At 73.6% G+C, this 18,626-nt stretch carries 18 protein-coding genes and 1 tRNA gene; 7 read left to right on the forward strand and 12 right to left on the reverse strand.

Annotated elements, in window-relative coordinates; translation table 11 throughout:
• The first annotated feature begins 1 nt into the window (after position 1).
• The 3 genes from ACF073_RS33180 (at position 2) to ACF073_RS33190 (ending at position 2,991) form a co-directional block, all read left to right on the forward strand.
• Positions 2 to 1,177, forward strand: a complete 1,176-nt coding sequence (locus tag ACF073_RS33180) for an amidohydrolase family protein (protein WP_392075150.1) — start codon at positions 2 to 4, stop codon at positions 1,175 to 1,177.
• Positions 1,178 to 1,184: 7 nt separating this feature from the next.
• Positions 1,185 to 1,721: an NUDIX hydrolase family protein gene (locus ACF073_RS33185; RefSeq protein WP_392075151.1), complete on the forward strand. Its 537-nt coding sequence runs from the start codon at positions 1,185 to 1,187 to the stop codon at positions 1,719 to 1,721.
• 199 nt (positions 1,722 to 1,920) lie between these two features.
• Positions 1,921 to 2,991, forward strand: a complete 1,071-nt coding sequence (locus ACF073_RS33190) for an MASE1 domain-containing protein (protein ID WP_392075152.1) — start codon at positions 1,921 to 1,923, stop codon at positions 2,989 to 2,991.
• Positions 2,992 to 3,019: 28 nt separating this feature from the next.
• On the opposite strand, the gene ACF073_RS33195 is transcribed toward ACF073_RS33190, so the two are convergent.
• Positions 3,020 to 3,096: transfer RNA gene (locus ACF073_RS33195), tRNA-Pro, on the reverse strand.
• Between the two features lie 124 nt (positions 3,097 to 3,220).
• Between ACF073_RS33195 and ACF073_RS33200 the strand changes: the two genes are divergently transcribed.
• Together ACF073_RS33200 and ACF073_RS33205 are read left to right on the forward strand one after the other, a co-directional pair.
• Positions 3,221 to 3,928, forward strand: a complete 708-nt coding sequence (locus tag ACF073_RS33200) for a transketolase (protein WP_392075153.1) — start codon at positions 3,221 to 3,223, stop codon at positions 3,926 to 3,928.
• A gap of 61 nt (positions 3,929 to 3,989) precedes the next feature.
• Complete coding sequence (locus ACF073_RS33205) at positions 3,990 to 4,910, forward strand: transketolase family protein (RefSeq protein ID WP_392075154.1); 921 nt, start codon at positions 3,990 to 3,992, stop codon at positions 4,908 to 4,910.
• A gap of 9 nt (positions 4,911 to 4,919) precedes the next feature.
• Here the strand turns inward: ACF073_RS33205 and ACF073_RS33210 are convergent, their stop codons facing one another.
• From ACF073_RS33210 to ACF073_RS33260, 11 genes are all read right to left on the reverse strand, one after another.
• A complete protein-coding gene (locus tag ACF073_RS33210; protein ID WP_392075155.1) occupies positions 4,920 to 6,224 on the reverse strand; it encodes an MFS transporter in 1,305 nt (434 codons plus the stop codon).
• Between the two features lie 108 nt (positions 6,225 to 6,332).
• Complete coding sequence (locus ACF073_RS33215; RefSeq protein WP_392075156.1) at positions 6,333 to 6,692, reverse strand: MmcQ/YjbR family DNA-binding protein; 360 nt, start codon at positions 6,690 to 6,692, stop codon at positions 6,333 to 6,335.
• A 128-nt stretch (positions 6,693 to 6,820) separates the two neighbouring features.
• A complete protein-coding gene (locus ACF073_RS33220) occupies positions 6,821 to 7,723 on the reverse strand; it encodes a LysR family transcriptional regulator (RefSeq protein ID WP_392075157.1) in 903 nt (300 codons plus the stop codon).
• Between the two features lie 31 nt (positions 7,724 to 7,754).
• Positions 7,755 to 8,948 (reverse strand): glycine C-acetyltransferase, encoded by a 1,194-nt coding sequence (locus ACF073_RS33225; RefSeq protein ID WP_392075158.1) that lies wholly within the window; start codon positions 8,946 to 8,948, stop codon positions 7,755 to 7,757.
• 82 nt (positions 8,949 to 9,030) lie between these two features.
• Entirely contained in the window at positions 9,031 to 10,059 is a 1,029-nt protein-coding gene (tdh, locus tag ACF073_RS33230) for an L-threonine 3-dehydrogenase (RefSeq protein WP_392075159.1), read from the reverse strand.
• Positions 10,060 to 10,289: 230 nt separating this feature from the next.
• Complete coding sequence (locus tag ACF073_RS33235; RefSeq protein WP_392075160.1) at positions 10,290 to 10,865, reverse strand: GAF domain-containing protein; 576 nt, start codon at positions 10,863 to 10,865, stop codon at positions 10,290 to 10,292.
• Positions 10,866 to 10,926: 61 nt separating this feature from the next.
• Positions 10,927 to 11,526 carry an ATP/GTP-binding protein gene (locus ACF073_RS33240; RefSeq protein ID WP_392075161.1) on the reverse strand — a complete coding sequence of 200 codons (600 nt, stop codon included), beginning with the start codon at positions 11,524 to 11,526 and terminating at the stop codon, positions 10,927 to 10,929.
• The gene (locus tag ACF073_RS33245) at positions 11,504 to 11,875 is read right to left on the reverse strand and encodes a DUF742 domain-containing protein (protein ID WP_392075162.1); all 372 of its coding nucleotides are present in this window, start codon (positions 11,873 to 11,875) and stop codon (positions 11,504 to 11,506) included. The genes ACF073_RS33240 and ACF073_RS33245 overlap by 23 nt, the downstream gene beginning before the upstream one ends.
• Positions 11,876 to 11,877: 2 nt before the next feature.
• Complete coding sequence (locus ACF073_RS33250) at positions 11,878 to 12,312, reverse strand: roadblock/LC7 domain-containing protein (RefSeq protein WP_392075163.1); 435 nt, start codon at positions 12,310 to 12,312, stop codon at positions 11,878 to 11,880.
• Between the two features lie 77 nt (positions 12,313 to 12,389).
• Positions 12,390 to 14,678, reverse strand: a complete 2,289-nt coding sequence (locus ACF073_RS33255) for an ATP-binding protein (protein ID WP_392075164.1) — start codon at positions 14,676 to 14,678, stop codon at positions 12,390 to 12,392.
• A gap of 697 nt (positions 14,679 to 15,375) precedes the next feature.
• Complete coding sequence (locus ACF073_RS33260; protein WP_392075165.1) at positions 15,376 to 16,566, reverse strand: MBL fold metallo-hydrolase; 1,191 nt, start codon at positions 16,564 to 16,566, stop codon at positions 15,376 to 15,378.
• Between the two features lie 182 nt (positions 16,567 to 16,748).
• Between ACF073_RS33260 and ACF073_RS33265 the strand changes: the two genes are divergently transcribed.
• Together ACF073_RS33265 and ACF073_RS33270 are read left to right on the forward strand one after the other, a co-directional pair.
• Positions 16,749 to 17,927, forward strand: coding sequence for a Glu/Leu/Phe/Val dehydrogenase dimerization domain-containing protein (locus tag ACF073_RS33265; protein ID WP_392075166.1), 1,179 nt, complete (start codon positions 16,749 to 16,751; stop codon positions 17,925 to 17,927).
• A gap of 54 nt (positions 17,928 to 17,981) precedes the next feature.
• Positions 17,982 to 18,602, forward strand: a complete 621-nt coding sequence (locus ACF073_RS33270) for a TetR/AcrR family transcriptional regulator (RefSeq protein WP_392075167.1) — start codon at positions 17,982 to 17,984, stop codon at positions 18,600 to 18,602.
• Positions 18,603 to 18,626 lie beyond the last annotated feature (24 nt).

The following is an 18,626-nucleotide window of genomic DNA, read 5'->3' on the forward strand; positions in this document are numbered from 1 at the left end:
CATGGCCCCGCCGGGACCGGTCCACGAGGCCCTCGCCGCGCTGCCGCTGGTGGACCACCACTGCCACGGCGCGGTGACCGCCGACCTGAGCGCCGGGGAGTTCGCGTCCCTGATCACCGAGGGCGCGGCCTGGCCCGGTGTCTCACCCTTCGACAGCCCCGTCGGCGTGGCCGTCCGCCGGCACTGCGCACCCCTGCTCGACCTGCCCCGGCACGCCCCGGCCGCCGACTACACGGCCCGGCGCGCGGCGCTCGGCTGGCAGGAGGTCAACCGCCGCTTCCTGACCGCGTCCGGCGCCGAGGTGTTCTGCGTGGACACCGGCTACACCCCGCACCCGGTCACCTCCCCCGCCGAGCTGGCGGCCGCGGCCGGCGCCGCCGCCTGCGAGGTCGTACGGCTGGAGCAGCTGGCCGAGGCGGTGGCGGCGCGGGGTGTGGCGGCGGGCGCGTACGCGGCAGCGGTCCGCGCCGCGGCCGAGGAGGCCGTGCGCCGGCCGGGCGTGGTGGCGGTGAAGTCGATCGCGGCGTACCGCACGGGCTTCGCCCTGGACCCGGAACGCCCGGCGGCGGCCGATGTGACCCGGGCGGCCGGGCGCTGGCTGGCGGCCGGCGGACGCCTCACCGACCCGGTGCTGGTACGGCATCTGCTGTGGACCGCGGTCGACCTGGGGCTGCCGCTGCAACTGCACACCGGCTTCGGCGACGCGGACGTTCGGCTGCACCGCGCCGACCCCGCCCTGCTCACCGACTGGCTGCACCGGACGGCCGGCACGATCCCGGTCCTGCTGCTGCACTGCTGGCCGTACCACCGTCAGGCCGCCTATCTGGCCGCGGTGTTCGAGCGCGTCCACCTGGACGTCGGTCTCGCCCTGCACTACACCGGGCCGGCCCGGTGCCGGGCGGTGCTGGAAGAAGCACTGGAGATCACCCCGTTCCGCAAACTGCTGTACAGCTCCGACGCCTACGGTGTGGCCGAGTTCCATCACCTGGGTGCCCTGTGCTTCCGGCAGGGCCTCGCCGATCTGCTGCAAGACCGTGTGGACGCCGACGAGTTGAGCCTGGCCGACGCCCTGCGGATCGCGGCCTGGACGGGCCGTGACAACGCCCGCCGACTGTACGGACCGCCCGTATCCGAACCGGCCCGCGATCCCAGCGCGCGCCCCACCCGGAAAGTATGATCAAGCAATGGCTGACATGACCGAAACCACGTCCGGCTGGCTGACCTCGGACGAGCTGGAAATGGCCAGAGCCCGGATGCCGATCCTGTACGTCGAGGCCGTCCCGGTGCGCGTGGACGACAGCGGCGAAGTCACCAGCATCGGGCTGCTGCTGCGCATCGGCCCGGACGGCACGGTCAACCGGACCCTGGTGTCCGGCCGGGTGCTGCACCACGAGCGGGTCCGTGACGCGCTGCTGCGCCACCTGGAGAAGGACCTCGGGCCGGTCGCCCTGCCCCGCGTCCCCTCCTCCCTCCAGCCGTTCACGGTCGCGGAGTACTTCCCGACGGCGGGCATCACGCCGTTCCACGATCCGCGCCAGCACGCGGTGTCCCTCGCCTACATCGTGCCGGTGAGCGGCGACTGCCGGCCCCGCCAGGACGCGCTGGACCTCGTCTGGTTCAGCCCCCAGGAGGCCGCCTCCCCGGCGCTGCGCAGCGAGATGCCGGGCGGGCACGGGGCTCTGCTGCAGCAGGCGCTGGCCCATGTGGGCCTCGTCTTCTGAGGTCCGGGGCCGCGGCGCACGCCGGTGCCCCGATCGGAGGAGGGCACGGGGGCCGGGAAGTGCCGGGCGGCCATGCGGGGCTCCTGACACGGCGGGCCGCCGGCCCGTGGCCGCCGCCGGGCCGCCGGGCCGCTCTGGAGGATCCGCCGGTTCCGGCGGATGATGGGGCTCGGGGCGATGTCGGGACGGAGGTCGCCCGATGGCTGACGTCCGGCGCACACGACTGCGGCGCCATGGCCTGACCGTCCTGCGGATCTGCGTGGTCGCGGCGCTGTACTTCGGTTCGGCCGAGGTGGGACTGCTGCAGGAGCTGGTACGCAGCCAGGTCACCCCGCTGTGGCCGCCGAGCGGTATCGCGCTGGCGGCCCTGCTGCTGTGCGGTGCGCGGGTCTGGCCGGGTATCGCGCTCGGCGCCTTCCTGGCCAACGTCTCGCTCGGGCCGTCGCTCGTGGCCGTACTCGTGATCACGGCGGGGAACACCCTCGCCCCGGTCTGCTCCTACGCGCTGCTGTGCCGTGCGGGCTTCCGTGTGCGACTGGACCGACTGCGGGACGCGCTCTCCCTGATCCTCCTCGGCGCGTTCACCGGGATGCTGGTCAGCGCGACGACGGGCACCACGACCCTGCTCCTCGCCGGAGTGCTGGACGAGGGGTTCTGGCCGACGTGGTCGGTCTGGTGGACCGGCGACGCCATGGGCGTGCTGGTGGTCACGCCGGTCCTGCTCGTCCTCCGGTCGGCGCGCTGGCCGAAGCACGTGCCGGCGTCCCGGTGGGCGGAGGCCCTGCTGCTCATGGCGGCCACGGCCGGCGTCGGCCTGGTCGAGACCAGCAGCTCTCCCCTGCTGTTCCTCGGCTTCCCGCTGCTGATCTGGGCGGCCTTCCGCTTCCAGCTGGCCGGGGCGGCGCCCTGCGCCCTGGCCGTGTCGACCTTCACGATCGTCTCCGCCGCGCGCGGGGCGGGCCCCTTCGCCGGTCATGATCTGCTCACCAGCATGATCGCCCTGCAGGCGTTCAACGGCTCGGCGGCACTGACCTCGCTGCTGGTCGGGGCGGTCATCAGCCGGCGGAACCAGACCGAGCGGGAGATCGCGCGCGCCTGCGGCCAGCTCGCCGAGGTGGTCGCCGGGATCACCACGGCCGACCAGCGGCTCGGCCTTCCCGGCGAGGAGGACGAGCACGACGGACGGGACAAGCGGCCCGAGCGGGTCGAGCGGGTCGAGCGGGTCGAGCGGGTCGAGCGGACACGACAAAGGCCGTCTCCTCGGATCTGAGAAGACGGCCTCCGGCCGACCATGAAGCTGGTCGGGACGACAGGATTTGAACCTGCGACCCCTTGACCCCCAGTCAAGTGCGCTACCAAGCTGCGCCACGTCCCGGTGCGGTCTGACCTGGGCTTTCCCCGGCCGAACGCGCAAGGAAACAATACCGCACTCGGATCGGTCGCCGCGCGCCCCTTTCGCTGTTGACCTCAAGCTTGGTTCAGGTTGCACGATGATCGACATGACCATCGCAGCGGACGAGAGCCGCGCATACGGCTACGACGACCTGCCCCGGCTGATGGGGCTGATGACCGGCGACGAGAAGCACGGCCCGGCGGCCACCTCCACGCTCGACGTGCTGTGGGTGCTCTACGACCGCGTGCTCCGGGTCGCTCCGGAGCTGCGCGAGGACCCGGCCCGGGACCGCTTCCTGCTGAGCAAGGGGCACGGCCCCATGGCGTACTACGCGGTGCTGGCGGCGAAGGGGTTCGTGCCGGTCGCGTGGCTGCCGGACTTCGGGGCGTACGACTCCCCGCTCGGCCACCACCCGGACCGGGTGCTGGTGCCCGGGGCCGAGATCGGCAGCGGGTCGCTCGGGCACGGGCTGCCGATCGCCGTGGGCACCGCGCTGGGCCTGCGGGCGCAGGACCGGCCCGACCCGGCGGTCTGGGTGCTGATCGGGGACGCCGAGCTGGACGAGGGCAGCAACCACGAGGCGATCGCCTTCGCCGGGCCCGCCGGACTCGACCGGCTGCACGCCGTCGTGATCGACAACTCCTCCGCCAGCCACGCGCTGCCCGGCGGGATCGCCGCCCGGTTCACCGCGGCGGGCTGGTCGGCGGTGACCGTCGACGGGCGCGACCACGAGGCGCTGTACGCCGCGTTCACCGCGCCGCATCCGGGCCGGCCGCATGTGGTCGTGGCCCGTGTCGAACCGAAGAACGCCTGACTCGCCTCCTTGCCGGGGGCGCCTCATGGCACCCGTGGCACCTCATGGAAAGGGTCCTTCGATGGACACCATGCGTGACCGTTTCGCCCCCGTCGTCTCCCGGCTGCTGGACGAGGATCCGCGGGTCGCGGTCGTCCTCGCCGAGATCGGCGTCGACGGCTTCCGGGAGGCCGTGCGCCGCCATCCCCACCGGGTGATCAACGTCGGCATCCGCGAGCAGCTGCTGGTCGGAGCGGCGGCGGGGCTGGCGCTCACCGGACTGCGGCCCGTGGTGCACACCTTCGCCAGCTTTCTCGTGGAGCGACCGTTCGAGCAGGTCAAGCTGGATCTGGGGCACCAGGACACGGGCGCGGTGCTGGTGAGCGCCGCCGCCTCCTTCGACTGGCCGGCCGGCGGCTTCACCCACATGGCTCCCGGCGATGTGGCCCTCCTGGACACGCTGGACGGCTGGACCGTACATGTGCCCGGGCACCCGGACGAGGCCGAGACGCTGCTGCACCACGCGATCGCGGCGGGCGACGACAAGGTGTACGTGCGGCTGTCCGTGCAGGCCAACCAGCAGGGCCGGGTGATCGACGGGCAGCACTTCGTCACGGTCCGCGAGGGCCGCTCGGGTGTGGTCGTCGCCGTCGGCCCGATGCTCGACGCGGTCCTCGCCGCCACCGAGGGCCTGGACGTGACCGTGCTGTACGCGACGACCGTGCGGCCGTTCGACGCGGCCGGACTGCGCCGGGCCACCGAGGCGGCGGGGAACGACGTCGTGCTGGTCGAGCCGTACCTCGCGGGGACGTCGACGGCCGCGGTGAGCGAGGCGCTGTCCGACGTACCGCACCGGGTGCTCGGCCTCGGCGTCGGCCGCCGCGAGCTGCGCCGCTACGGCACCGTCGAGGAGCATGTGGCGGCCCACGGGCTGGACGCGGCGGGCCTGCGGGACCGGATCGGCCGCTTCCTGGGTGCCGGGCGGGTGCCGGCCGGCCGGTGAGCCGCGGGCTCAGGGTGCGGGGGCGGGTGTGGGTGCGGGTGCGGGCGCGTCGGCCCGGACCAGGTCGCGTACCGCCGGTATCGCGAGCAGGATCGCCGCCACCGCCAGGCTCACTCCCCCGGCGGCCAGCAGGACGTGGTCGGCGCCCAGCGCGCCGGCCGCCGGACCCGCCAGGGCCTGCCCGACCGGCATCATGGCGAGCGATCCCGCCACGTCGTAGGCATGGATGCGGTTGAGGACGGCGGCCGGGACCTGTGTCTGCACGGTGGTCGCCCACATCACGCCCCAGAAGGACATGCCGGCACCGGCGAGCGCGGCGCCCGCCGCCATGGCGGGTACACCGAGGCCCGCCCCGACGGCCGCCGGGAAACCGAAGAAGGCGAAGAGGGAGACCGCGCCGGCCCGGAGCATACGGCGGGGGCGCAGCCTGAGGGCGAGCAGACCGCCGACCACCGTGCCCGCGCCGAGGGCCGAGTTGACCAGACCGTAGGCGCCGGGCCCGTGGTGCTGGACCACCTCGGTCGCCACCAGCGGGACGGTCGGGCCCCACACGGCGACCATGTACAGGCACCAGACGGCGATCACCCCCCACAGCCAGGCGCGGGAGCGGAACTCCCGCCAGCCGTCGACCAGATCGGCGCGGAAGGCGCGCGGACCGGCGCCGGCTCCGCGGGCGGCCGCGGGGAGCGGGCGCAGCCGCAGGAGCAGCAGGCACAGGGCGCTGAGCGCATAGGTGGCGGCGTGCGCGGCGAAGACGCCGCCGGGCGAGGCGAGGCCGACCAGGACGCCGGCCACCGCGGGTCCGGCGAGCTGTGCGGCGGACTCGGCGATCCGGATCGCGCCGTTCGCCCCCTGGATGTCGGCGGCCAGCCGGGGCACGGTGCTGGCCACGCCCGGCTGGAAGACCGCGCCGGCCATGCCGTTGGCGACGCCGATGGCGCAGATCTGCCAGAGCACCACGTGCCCGGTGAAGAAGAGTCCCGCGGCGACGGACTGGGTGCCGAGCCGGACCAGGTCGGCGCCGATCATCAGTCTGCGGGTGCTGAACCGGTCGGCGATGACCCCGCCGAAGACGACCAGACCGGCGAAGGCGGCGGCCGTGGAGGCCATGGCGAGGCCGACAGCGCCCGCGCCGTACCCGTGCTCCAGCAGGCCGGCGGCCAGGGCCACGGGCAGCATCGTGTCGCCGAGGCGGGCGAGTGCCCGGGCCACGAAGAACAGGGCGAAGTCCCGCGACCACAGGGCCGGGTCACCGGCCGCCGCCTTGCGCACATCCTGGGCGGCGATGTCGCGCCGCGCGTCCGTTCCGGTCATCCCGAGTGCTCCCCTCCCTGCCGTCCGGCCGCTCCCCCCGCACCGCCCGGCCGCGTCGGCTCCGTCGCGCGGGATCATGCCACTGTCCGGCGGCGCCCACCGGGTATTTCAGCCCCCGGGCAGCCGCCCCAACTCCGGGTGTGCGTCCAGCAGTCGGGGCGGGGCGGCCTGGCGCCAGGAGTCCGCCAGGATGTCCCGCAGCTCGCCCTCGTCGTCGAGGGCGGCGAGTCTCGCTCTGACCCAGGCGAACTGGGCCTCGTGGCCGGCGATCCAGAACTTCTCCGGCTCGGCCAGCACGAGTTCGTCGCGCTCCTCCTTGGGGCAGCGCACGGCGATGGACGTCTCGTCCTCCGGGAGGGTCGCGAACATCTTCCCGGCCACCCGGAACGTGGGCATGCTCCAGGCGACCTTCTCCGTGGTGTCCGGCAGGGACAGGGCGATTCGTCGTACGTCTTCTCCATCGGGCATGCAACGCACCGTAGTCCCTGCCACTGACAGTCACCCGAGCCGAGCCGGCGGCCGGCGGGGCCGCGCAACGGCCGGCCGGGCCACCGGGCCCGCGCGCACGCGGCTGGGCACGGTCCGCTACGCGATCTTCACGCCTGTGCCGCCTCGCCCAGCGCCTCCAGCACCGGGCGGATCAGCGGGTGCCCCTCCGCTCCCCGGCGGACGGCGGCGAAGACCCGGCGGGTCGGGGCGACCCCGTCGACCGGTCGTACGACGACATCGGCGAGGTCCATGCCGCGCAGCGCCGAGCGCGGGACGAGGGCCACGCCCGCGTCGGCCGAGGCGAGGGCGACGACGGCACGGAAGTCGTCGGAGGAGTGTTCCAGCCGGGGCTGGAAGCCGGCGCTCTCACAGGCGAGGACCACCACGTCATGGCAGGGATTGCCGGGGTACGGGCCGATCCAGGGGTCCTTGGCCAGCTCGGCGAGCGGGACCTCGGCGGCGTCCGCGAGCCGGTGTCCCAGGGGCACGACCGCGTCGAACGGCTCGGCGTACAGCGGCACGTGGGTCAGGCGGGGGTCGTCCGCCGACGGGGCACCCCGGTACTCGACGGCGACCGCGACATCGACCTGCCGGTCCAGGACCATGGGCAGGCTCGCGTCGCCCTCCGCGTCCTGCACCCGGATCCGTATACCGGGTGCCGTGACGGCGAGCCGGGCCACGGCCGGGGCGACCACCTGGGCGATGCCGGTCGCGAAGGCCGCCACCGTCACCGTGCCCGCCGCGCCCGAGCTGTAGGCCGCCAGCTCGGCCTCGGCGCGCTCCAGCTGGGCGAGGACCGCGTTGGTGTGGCTGAGCAGGATCTCGCCGGCCGGGGTGAGCCGTACCCCCTTGGCGCCGCGCTCGACCAGGCGGTGGCCGGTCTCCTGCTCCAGGGCCGTGAGCTGCTGGGAGACGGCCGAAGGCGTGAGATAGAGCGCGGCGGCCGCCGCGGTGACCGTGCGGTGGTCGGCCACCGCACGGAGGATGTGGAGCCGCCGTGCCTCGATCATGCCCTCGATTATCCCAGGGCGTCCGCGCTGGTCAGACCTCCAGCTCGGCGCGCGCCGCGATGAACGCGTCGACGGCGCGGTTCACGTCCGCCGTGGAGTGGGCGGCGGACAGCTGGACGCGGATGCGGGCCTGGCCCTGCGGCACGACCGGGTAGGAGAAGCCGATCACGTACACGCCCCGCTCCAGCAGCAGCTCGGCCATGCGGGCCGCCTTCGCCGCGTCGCCGATCATGACGGGCGCGATGGCGTGGTCGCCGGCAAGGACGTCGAAGCCCGCCTCGGTCATCCGGCTGCGGAACAGCTTGGTGTTCTCGGCGAGCCGTACGCGCAGGTCGTCGGCCGACTCCAGCAGGTCGAGGACCTTGAGGGAGGCGGCGGCGATCACCGGGGCGAGGGTGTTGGAGAACAGGTACGGGCGGGAGCGCTGGCGCAGCAGGGCGACGATCTCGGCGCGGGCGGCGACATAGCCGCCGGAGGCGCCGCCGAGGGCCTTGCCGAGGGTGCCGGTGATGATGTCGACGCGGTCCATCACGCCGTGCAGCTCGGGGGTGCCGCGGCCGCTCGGGCCGACGAAGCCGACGGCGTGCGAGTCGTCGACCATGACCATGGCGTCGTAGCGGTCGGCGAGGTCGCAGATCTCCTTCAGCGGGGCCACGTAGCCGTCCATGGAGAAGACGCCGTCGGTGACGATCAGGCGGCGCCGGGCGCCGGACGCCTCCTTGAGCTTGGCCTCCAGGTCCGCGAGGTCGCGGTTGGCGTAGCGGAAGCGGCGGGCCTTGGACAGCCGGATGCCGTCGATGATGGAGGCGTGGTTGAGGGCGTCGGAGATCACCGCGTCCTCCTCGCCGAGCAGGGTCTCGAAGACACCGCCGTTGGCGTCGAAGCAGGAGGAGTACAGGATCGTGTCCTCCTGGCCGAGGAACGCGGAGAGCCGGTTCTCCAGTTCCTTGTGCACCTCCTGGGTGCCGCAGATGAAGCGGACGGAGGCCATGCCGTAGCCCCAGCGGTCCAGGGCCTCGTGGGCGGCGGTGACCACGTCGGGGTGGTCGGCGAGGCCGAGGTAGTTGTTGGCGCAGAAGTTGAGGACCTCGCCGGGACGGCCGCCGGCGGTGACGTTCACGGTCGCGGACTGCGGGCTGCCGATGACCCGCTCGGGCTTGTGCAGGCCCGCGGCGCGGATCTCGTCGAGGGTGGCGCGCAGGTCGTCGCGGACGGTGTCGAACATGGGGGCTCCTGAAAGCGCTGACGGGGTGAGGGAGTTCGCGTTCTGGCGGCGGGCGCGGCGCGCGGGGCCGCGGTGGGACGGCTTACGCGGTCCAGTCCAGGATGACCTTGCCGCCCCTGCCGCTGGCCGCGTCGGCGAAGGCGGCCTCGTAGTCGTGGTAGTCGTACCGGCCGGTGATCACGGGGGCGAGGTCAAGGCCGCCTTCCAGCAGGACCGACATCGCGTACCAGGTCTCGAACATCTCGCGGCCGTAGATGCCCTTGATGGTGATCATCGAGGTGACGATCCGCGCCCAGTCGACCGCGAACTCCTGGGCCGGCAGGCCGAGCATGGCGATCCGGCCGCCGTGCGTCATGTTGGCGATCATGTCCCGCATGGCCTCGCCGCGGCCGGACATCTCCAGGCCGACGTCGAAGCCCTCGCGCAGTCCCAGTTCGCGCTGCCCGTCGGCGATGGAGGTCTCGGCCACGTTCAGGGCGAGGCTCACGCCGATCTTGCGGGCCAGTTCCAGGCGCTCCTCGCTGACGTCGGTGATGACGACATGGCGGGCGCCCGCGTGCCGGGCCACGGCGGCGGCCATCAGGCCGATCGGGCCGGCGCCGGTGATCAGCACGTCCTCGCCGACCAGCGGGAAGGACAGCGCGGTGTGCACGGCGTTGCCGAACGGGTCGAAGATCGCGGCGACGTCGAGGTCGACCGGGATCCGGTGCACCCAGACGTTGGACGCGGGCAGGGCGACGTACTCGGCGAACGCTCCGTCGCGGCCGACGCCCAGGCCGACGGTGGCCCGGCACAGGTGGCGGCGGCCGGCCAGGCAGTTGCGGCACTTGCCGCACACCAGGTGGCCCTCGCCGCTGACCCGGTCGCCGATGCGGATGTCGGCCACGTCCCGTCCGACTTCGACGACCTGCCCGACGAACTCGTGGCCGACCACGAGCGGGGTGCGGATCGTCTGCTGGGCCCAGCCGTCCCAGGCCCTGATGTGCAGGTCGGTGCCGCAGATACCGGTCCGCATGACCTTGATCAGCACGTCACCGGGGCCGATGGCGGGCTCCGGGACGTCCGTGAGCCAGAGTCCCGGCTCCGCCTTCTCCTTGACCAGCGCCTTCACGCAAGGGCTCCTGAGGGGTGAGGCCCGGCCCGCGGGCACGCCGAAGGGGCCCGCACCGGGTCAGAGGGGTGGAATCACCCTGCAATCTGCCGTACGCGCGCGCCCTGGTCCATCGAGCTTTTCTTAACCGGCGCCTCAGCTTTCCTACAGGCCCTCTCCCTACCCGCGCGTCACCCCCGGGGATGCTGGGCCGACGCCCGCCCGCGAGGCCCCTAGCCGTGCCCCTCGGCTCAGAGCGGCAGGCCGTCCTCCGTACTCCGTTCGAGGCGCAGGACGAGGTCGGCGGCGAGTGCCTTGATGGTCTCCAGGCCCGGCCTGCCCCACGCACGGGGCGCCGTGTCGGCGGCACACACGGTGCCGAGCGCCATACCGGAGCTGTCGATCAGCGGGGCGCCGAGATAGGAGCGGATGCCGTACTCGTCGACCACCGGATTGCCCGCGAACCGCGGATAGTCGCTGACGTCCTCCAGGACCAGGGCTTTGCGGCGGACCACCACATGGGGGCAGAACCCGTGGTCGCGCGGCAGCACCCGGCCGATCTCGGCCCTGGTGCCGTCCTCCCGCACGACGGGGGCGGTGGCGGGGGCGCTCAGGCCCGCGAAGAACTGGTGCTCCTCGCCGATGAAGTTGACCATGGCGTAGAGCGCGCCGGTGAGCTGGGCGAGGTGACCGGCGAAGGTGTCGAGCACGGGGTCGGGCCGGTCCACCAGACCGAGTCGGCGCAGCCGGTGGACGCGTGCGGGTGCCTCCTTGTCCTCGGGGGTGAGCAGCAGACCCCGGACCGGCCGGGGCGGCTCGTAGCTCATGGCCGGGCTCCGGCACTGTGGGCAGACCTCATATAGCGGCTCCGTGGGCGGTAGGGCGGGATCACATGTGGGCGCCATGGCTGGGCGCGGGCGCCGGGGCATGGGCGAGGAGGTGGCGGACCAGGGTGAGCAGCGTCTGGACACCGGAGCTCGAGATCCGGGCGTCGCAGCGCACCACCGGGACCTCCGGGCCGAGATCGATGGCGGACCGCACCTCGTCGGGGTCGTAGCGGAAGGACCCGTCGAACTCGTTGACGGCGACGATGAACGCGAGCCCGCGTTCCTCGAAGAAGTCCACGGCGGCGAAGCAGTCCTGGAGGCGGCGGGTGTCGGCGAGGATCACCGCGCCGAGCGCGCCCTCGGACAGCTCGTCCCACATGAACCAGAACCGCTCCTGTCCCGGAGTGCCGAACAGGTACAGCACGTGGTCCGGATCGAGGGTGATCCGGCCGAAGTCCATGGCGACCGTGGTCTCCATCTTGTTCTCGACGCCGTCGAGACTGTCCGTGCCGACGCTGACTGTGGTGAGCAGCTCCTCCGTACTGAGCGGCGCGATCTCGCTGACCGCACCGACGAAGGTCGTCTTCCCGACCCCGAACCCGCCCGCCACCAGGATCTTGAGGGCGGTGGGGAACGGGTCAGAGCTGTCGTCGTAGTCCATCGAGCACTGCCTCCAGCAGAGACCGGTCAGTGGGAGTGTGGTGATACACGGGCGGCTTGGTGGTCAGCGCACCGCAGTCGACCAGGTCCGAGAGCAGCACCTTGGTCACCACCGCGGGCAGTTTCAGCTGGGCGGCCGCCTCGGCGACCGAGACGGGCGCGCGGCACAGGTCGAGCGCCTGCGCGTGCTCGGGGCCGAGGTAGCCGAGCGGGGTGACTCCGGTGGCCATCACCTGCGACATCAGGTCGAGGGCGACGCTGGGTTCGGTGCGGCCGTTGCTGACCGTGAAGGGGCGCACCAGCCGCCCGGCCGCGTCGTCCAGCCAGGGCCCGTCGCCGGCTGCGGCCACGCTCAAGGCCTCGTCGCCGTGGATTCGACGGCATGCTGCCGGGGCGCGGTCACCAGGTACGGGCGGACGCTCTTGACCAGCATGGCCATCTCGTAGCCGAGCACCGCGGCGTCGGCCTCGCGGCCGGCCAGCACGGCGAGGCAGGTGCCGGAGCCCGCGGTGGTGACGAAGAGCAGGGTCGCGTCGAGTTCGACGACGACCTGGCGGACCTCCCCGCCGTCGCCGAACCGGACGCCCGCGCTGCGGCCGAGGGAGTACAGGCCGGAGGCCAGGGCCGCCATGTGGTCGGCGCTGTCGGCGTCCAGGCCGTGCACGGACTTGACGAGTCCGTCGCTGGACAGGAGCACCGCGCTGCTGGTGTGGGGTACGCGCTGCACGAGGCCGCTCAGCAGCCAGTCGAGGTCGGATGCGTGGACGGTCGGCGCGTCGCTCGCCATGGTGGATCGACTCCTTGGGGTACGAAGATCTGCGGGAGCGCTGGGGGTGGGGGTACGACGTGCGGGTGTGGAGGTGGTCATCCGGCCGGGGCGCTCCCGTCGGTCCGGCCGGTGCCGCGGATGCCGTCGGACACGGGCGCGACGGCGCGCGCCGGAGGTATGGGGGCGGGCTCCCTGTGGTCCGGGGTCGTGTGGTCCTGAGCCGTGTGGTCCTGAGCCATGTGGTCCTGGGCCATGTGGTCCTGGGCCATGTAGGGACCCTCCATGTGCTCCTGACCCGTGTGGGGTGAGCCCATGGCGTCCGCGCCCATGTGCGCGTGGGCCGGCTCGGTGGCGTCCGGCACGGAGGCCGACAGGTGTGTGCCCGCCATGACCGCCGCCTCCGCATGGCCCGACCCCATGTGCTCGTACGACGTCTTCTCGTACGACGTCTTGTCGTACGAGGTTTTCCCGTACGCCGTCTCGCTGTACGGCGTCGTCCCGTACCCGGGCTGCTCGTACCCCGGTTCCCGGTACTCCGGGTCCCCGTACTCCGACTCCAGGTTCTGCTGGGCCTCGGCGAGCCCGATCCCGCGCTGGAAGGCGGCCATCAGGCCGGGATCGTGGCCGGCGACGCTGTCGGCGTCCTGGCGGGGCGCCGGGCCGCCGCGCAGCTGGGGAGCGATGTGCTCCTGGGCACGCCGGCGGGGCAGTTGGGGCTTGTCCATGGTGCCGCGGACCGGGCCGACGCGCGGAGTGGGCGCGATGCCCGCGTGCGCCTCGACGGCCTGCCGGTCCTCGGCGCTGATGCCGGGCACGGCCTCGGCGGGGGTGGGCCGCGTGTCATGGGCACCGCGTACCGGAAGCGGGGCGGGGGCGCCCGTGTTCCCTCCGCGGGTGCCGGTCTCGGCGCCGCGTCGCGCGGATCCGCGCTGGGCGTGCCGCCGCCGACCGGTGCCGGGTGCCTGCCCGGCAGCCGCCCCGGTCCCGGCCTCGGCCCCGCCCTGGACGGGCTGTTGCGGCTGGGACTGCGTCCGCGCCGGATGCACCGGGTGCGGCCGGGTCTGCGGCTGCGGCTGCGGCTGCGGCTGCGGCTGCGATACGGCAGTCCCGTCGCCGGGACTCGTGTCGGCGTCCGCACTCGCGTCGGTGTCCGCGCCCGGTGCGTCCGGCGCGGCCGGTGCGTCGCCCAACAGCGCCTGCGGGACGACGAGTACGGCCTGGACGCCGCCGTAGATGTTGGTCTGGAGCCGCACATGGATGCCGTGCCGGCGGGCGAGCTGGGAGACGACGTAGAGGCCGATGCGGCCGTCGGCCAACAGGCTGGCGACGTTGACCTGGTCGGGGTCGGCGAGTAGGGCGTTCATCCGGTTCTGCTCGCCCACGGGCATGCCGAGCCCGCGGTCCTCGACCTCCACGGCGAGCCCGGAGGTGACGAGGTTGGCGCGGAGCAGGACCTGGGTGTGCGGGGCGGAGAACACCGTGGCGTTCTCGATGAGTTCGGCGAGCAGATGGATGACGTCGGCGACGGCGTGGCCGCGCAGTTCGCCGTCGATGGGCGGCACCAGCTTGACCCGGGAGTACTGCTCGACCTCGGCGATGGCGGAGCGCAGGACCTCGGTCATGCAGACCGGGTTGCTCCACTGCCGGCGGGAGACCGCGCCGCCGAGCACGGCGAGGTTCTCGGCGTGCCGCCGGATCCGGGTGGCCAGATGGTCCACGTGGAACAGGCCCTTGAGCAGATCGGGGTCCTCGATCTCGTTCTCGAGGTCGTCGAGGATCGAGATCTCCCGGTGCACGAGCGACTGCAGCCGGCGCGCGAGGTTGACGAACACTTCCAGCTTCTGCTCGCTGCCCGTCTGGCTGGAGAGCTGGGCCGCGCGTACGACGGCGGTGACGGCGCCGTCGTGCGCGCGGGCCAGCTCCGCTGCGAGCAGCTCGAAGTCGTCGGCGTCCGCGGGCGGCCGGCGGCGCGGGCCGCGCTGCGGCGGGGCCTCGCCCTGCCGCAGCGCGTCGACCAGGGCGTGCAGATCGGCCTCGCCGCGCGCGGCGGTGCGGCGCAGCGCCTCGACGCGGTCGGCGACGCAGCGGGCGGCGCGGTCGGCGGCGATGGCGGCGATCAGGATGCCGGCCACGGCCACGGCGACCGCTCCGGCGAGTACGGCCCACAGGACGGGTCCGGTGTGCGCGCCGGTGGAGCGGATGCTGACCAGAACCGCGGCGGTGCCGCTCAGGGCGACCGCGAGGGGTGGCAGGACGGCGAGCCGCATGAGCTGGGGCCGTATATGCGTTTCGGGCAGTGCGGGAGCGGGTCGGGCGACCGGCCGCCCGTGCCGGCCGCCCTCGCGGCGGTCGGCGCGAGCGGCCGGTGCTCGGAGGTGAGACATCTGCGTCCTCGTACTGATCCGTGGGGGCCTGGGTTCTCGTGCGGTGCGCGCCGCGGGCAGATGCGGATGCGGGCGTGCGCGATCGCGGTGCCGGGTGGCGGAACCGGTGGATCCGGCCGCGCGTCGCCCGACGGACACTCACAGTAGTTGCCTGCGCATCATGTGCGGCGGGCAGTTGACAAAGTCCGCCGGGGAGCGTCCCGCTCTGGTATGAGGCTTCGTACGAAAGTCCGATGACCGTGACGCGGTGCCTGACCGAGCGCGAACAGGATCGATCCTGGCTGGTCACAGGCGGTCGTAAACGAAAGGCGGTCCCGATCGTGCCGCGCCCCGGAGACGTGGTCGAGCGGGCGCGTGCGTCTCCGCCGACGACTCCCGGATCCTCCGTCACGGCAGCCGCAGGGGGTCTTGCCGCCCGCTGAACCCCACCCGAAAACTACGGAGAGTGTCTGCTTTGGCCTGCACCTCGGCCGGGGTGAGGGAGCGCGACGGGAGAGGGCGTACGCGGAGTGGAGGCGTACGCGGAGAAATGGCCGTCAGGCGTACGCGGAGGGGAGGCGATCAGCGCCTTGGCGTACGCGGAGGTGTCTGGGTGCGCGGGTGCGGCGAACGGCGTGCCCTCAGCCGTTCGCCGCAGACCCGGGAAAAGTCCGCCGCGGACCCGGGGAAAGGGGTGGGCGCAGGTGCCTCGTCGGGCTCAGCCCACGCTGCCGTGCGTGGCGGCGCCCCGGGCGGGCGGCTCCGCGACGAACGCCCCCACCGAGCGCCATGTCCGCCGCACCTCGCCCGCCACGCCGCGCCACCACGCCTCCGCCGGAAGCTTGCCGGACGGTTCGAAGGGCTCGCCCGGGCGGGGCAGGGCGACCGCCTGGCCGGCCTCCTCGGCGGCCTCCTTCGTCCAGTCCCCCGGCTCGGCCCACGGGTGCGGGGCGAGGTTGAAGGTGCCCCAGTGGATCGGCAGCAGGACGCCGTGCGGCGCCCCGCCCTGGAGGTCCAGATGGGCGCGCAGGCCCTCCGCGGGGGTCATGTGGATGTCGGGCCAGAACTCGCTGTACGCCCCGATCTGGATCATCGTGGCGTCGAACGGGCCGTGGCCGGCACCGATGTCCTTGAAGCCGTCGAAGTAGCCGGTGTCACCGCTGTGGTAGATCCGGTGCTCCTCGCCCGCCACGACCCAGGACGCCCAGAGGGTGTGCTGGGTGTTGCGCAGGCCCCGGCCGCAGAAGTGGCGGGCCGGGGCGGCGGTGAGGGTGAGGCCGCCGACGCGGGTGGCCTCGTGCCAGTCCAGCTCGCGCAGCCGGTCCGGGGAGACACCCCACTGTTCGAGGTGGGCGCCGACGCCGAGCGGCACGGCGAACAGGGTGTCCGTGCCCGCCAGCGCCTTGATCGTGGGCAGGTCAAGGTGGTCGTAGTGGTCGTGCGAGATGACGACGACGTCGACCGGACCGAGCGCGGCCAGCGGCAGCGGCACGGGGTGCAGGCGCTTGGGCCCGGCGAAGGGGAACGGGGAGCAGCGCTCGCCCCAGACGGGGTCGAACAGCACCCGGTGGCCGTCGATCTCGGCGAGCACGCTGGAGTGGCCCATCCAGGTCAGCCGCAGTCCGGTGGCGGGCGGCTCGGCCAGGTCGGCGAAGGTGGTCGGGTGGACCGGGATCGTGCCCTTGGGGGCCCGCAACGGCCGGGTCTCCTTGTCGAGGAACACCTTCGCGAGGTCCAGCGTGGAGCCGCTGGGCCGGGTGCGGGCGGGGCCGCCGGGGTTCTGGAAGACGCCGTCCTTGAAGTGCGGCGACCGGCGGATGCGCGCCAGGCGTTCACCGCCCGGGTCCGCGCCGAAGGCAGCGGGCCGCAGCGCGCGGAGCCCGGAGTTCGGAGAACGCAGACCGGTCACAGTACCTCCCGGTGAAGTGGGTGAGGCCCTCCATTATGGTCGGCCCCTGCGACAGTCCGGACACGGCGGGGTGCGCCCGCCCGCCACTGAAGATCGGTTCAGCGCGTTGACAGGGCCCGGACCCGCTCCGGAAACTGACTCACGGTTCAGTAACATTCGCCTTCACGCCCTCCGGAGCTCCCATGACCGCCCCCCTGATCTCGCTCGTCTGGACCGATCACGTCACCGGCCGCCAGGGCTTCCTGGTCGTGGACCGGCTGGTGCGCGGCGTGGCGAGCGGCGGGCTGCGGATGCGCCCCGGCTGCACGCTGGAGGAGGTGGCCGGGCTCGCCCGCGGCATGACGATGAAGGAGGCCCTGCACTACGACCCCGCGGCCCGCTACGTCCCGCTCGGCGGCGCGAAGGGCGGCATCGACTGCGATCCTCAGGACCCGCGGGCGTACGGGATCCTCGTCCGCTACCTGCGCGCGATGCGGCCGTACATCGAGAGCGTCTGGACCACCGGCGAGGATCTGGGCCTCAGCCAGGACCTGGTGGACCGTGCGGCGGCCGAGGCGGGCCTGGTCTCCTCCGTGCAGGCGGTGTATCCGCTGCTGGACGACGAGGCGGCGGCCCGGAAGCGGCTCGCGGACGCCTTCGCGGTCGAGGTGGACGGCATCGGCCTGGACGAGCTGGCCGGCGGCTGCGGGGTCGCCGAGTCGGTGCTGGCGGCCCTGGACCGGGCGGCGGTGCCGTACGCCGGCACCCGGGTCGCCGTGCAGGGGCTCGGCACCATGGGCGGGGCCACCGCGCGCTTCCTCACGCGCGCGGGTCTGACGGTGGTGGCCGTCGCCGACATCAAGGGCACGATCGCCAACCCGGCGGGGCTCGACGTCGAGGCGCTGCTGGCCGCGCGGGACGGCTACGGGACCGTGGACCGGGGCGCGCTGCGGCCGGACGACCGGGAGCTGCCCGGCGGCGCCTGGCTGTCCGCCGAGGCGGAGGTGCTGGTGCCGGCCGCCGTGTCGTACGTGGTGGACGGCGCGAACCAGGACCGGATCCGGGCGCGCTGGATCGTCGAGGCGGCCAACATGCCCGTCGTACCCGAGGCGGAGGCGCCGCTGGCCGCGCGCGGGGTGACGGTGCTGCCGGACGTGGTGGTCAACTCCGGGACGAACGCCTGGTGGTGGTGGACCCTGTTCGGCGACATCGGCGCGGACCCCGACGAGGCCTTCGCGCACATCCGGCGCTCCATGCGGGCCCTGGTCGGCCTGATGCTCGACCGTGCCGAGGCCGACGGGACGACCCCGCGCGCGGCGGCGCACGCCCTGGTGACCGACCGGCTGCCGGTGATCGCGGACCGCTACGGCTGGTACCGCTGACGGGCCCGTGCACACGGCTTAGGCGCCACCGGGGTCAGCGGCTAGGGTGACCGCGTGGCGAGAGTGCGGTTGAGCGTGGCGGAGCGGCGGGAGGAGCTGCTGCGGGCTGCCATCGAGCAGATCGAGGCGCGGGGCGTGGCGGCGGTGCGGATCGCCGACGTCGCCGCCGCCCTCGGTGTGAGCAACGCGCTGGTGCTGTACCACTTCTCCACCAAGGAGAACCTGGTCGCCGACGCGTTCGCCTACGCGGCCCGGGACGACCTCGCGCATCTGCGGAAGCTGCTGGGCCGGCGGACCACCGCGCTGCGCCGGCTGCGGTCGGCGGTGCGCTGGTACGCGCCGACCGGACAGGCCAAGGGCTGGCGGCTGTGGATCGAGGGCTGGGCCGTCGCCCTGCGCGAGCCCGCCCTGCGGGAGGTCGGCCGGGAGCTGGACAAGCAGTGGAAGGCGGCGATCGCCGAGGTCATCGCCGAGGGGGTGGCGGCCGGCGAGTTCCGGTGCCCGGACCCGGCGGGTACGGCGCTGCGGCTGACCGCGCTGCTGGACGGTCTGGCGGTGCAGCTGACGTCGTACCCGGGCGCGGTGCCGCGGTCCCGGGCGCAGGAGTGGGTGGACGACGCCCTCGCCCGGGAACTGGGTCTGGACCGGGATGCGTTGACCGAGCGCCGGCGGTGAGCACGCGCGCGGCCGGGCCCCGGA

The organism is Streptomyces sp. NPDC015171 (assembly GCF_043079545.1).
Classification (GTDB): Bacteria; Actinomycetota; Actinomycetes; order Streptomycetales; family Streptomycetaceae; genus Streptomyces.

What these genes read in the sequence shown, in the direction of transcription:
- ACF073_RS33180 (WP_392075150.1), top strand. Translation starts at nt 2, where the DNA reads ATGGCCCCGCCGGGACCGGTCCACGAGGCCCTCGCCGCGCTGCCGCTG.
- ACF073_RS33220 (WP_392075157.1), bottom strand. Translation starts at nt 7,723, where the DNA reads ATGATCGAGGCACGGCGGCTCCACATCCTCCGTGCGGTGGCCGACCAC.
- ACF073_RS33225 (WP_392075158.1), bottom strand. Translation starts at nt 8,948, where the DNA reads ATGTTCGACACCGTCCGCGACGACCTGCGCGCCACCCTCGACGAGATC.
- ACF073_RS33255 (WP_392075164.1), bottom strand. Translation starts at nt 14,678, where the DNA reads ATGTCTCACCTCCGAGCACCGGCCGCTCGCGCCGACCGCCGCGAGGGC.
- ACF073_RS33210 (WP_392075155.1), bottom strand. Translation starts at nt 6,224, where the DNA reads ATGACCGGAACGGACGCGCGGCGCGACATCGCCGCCCAGGATGTGCGC.
- ACF073_RS33265 (WP_392075166.1), top strand. Translation starts at nt 16,749, where the DNA reads ATGACCGCCCCCCTGATCTCGCTCGTCTGGACCGATCACGTCACCGGC.
- ACF073_RS33205 (WP_392075154.1), top strand. Translation starts at nt 3,990, where the DNA reads ATGGACACCATGCGTGACCGTTTCGCCCCCGTCGTCTCCCGGCTGCTG.
- ACF073_RS33185 (WP_392075151.1), top strand. Translation starts at nt 1,185, where the DNA reads ATGGCTGACATGACCGAAACCACGTCCGGCTGGCTGACCTCGGACGAG.
- ACF073_RS33215 (WP_392075156.1), bottom strand. Translation starts at nt 6,692, where the DNA reads ATGCCCGATGGAGAAGACGTACGACGAATCGCCCTGTCCCTGCCGGAC.
- ACF073_RS33250 (WP_392075163.1), bottom strand. Translation starts at nt 12,312, where the DNA reads ATGGCGAGCGACGCGCCGACCGTCCACGCATCCGACCTCGACTGGCTG.
- ACF073_RS33235 (WP_392075160.1), bottom strand. Translation starts at nt 10,865, where the DNA reads ATGAGCTACGAGCCGCCCCGGCCGGTCCGGGGTCTGCTGCTCACCCCC.
- ACF073_RS33190 (WP_392075152.1), top strand. Translation starts at nt 1,921, where the DNA reads ATGGCTGACGTCCGGCGCACACGACTGCGGCGCCATGGCCTGACCGTC.
- ACF073_RS33240 (WP_392075161.1), bottom strand. Translation starts at nt 11,526, where the DNA reads ATGGACTACGACGACAGCTCTGACCCGTTCCCCACCGCCCTCAAGATC.
- ACF073_RS33200 (WP_392075153.1), top strand. Translation starts at nt 3,221, where the DNA reads ATGACCATCGCAGCGGACGAGAGCCGCGCATACGGCTACGACGACCTG.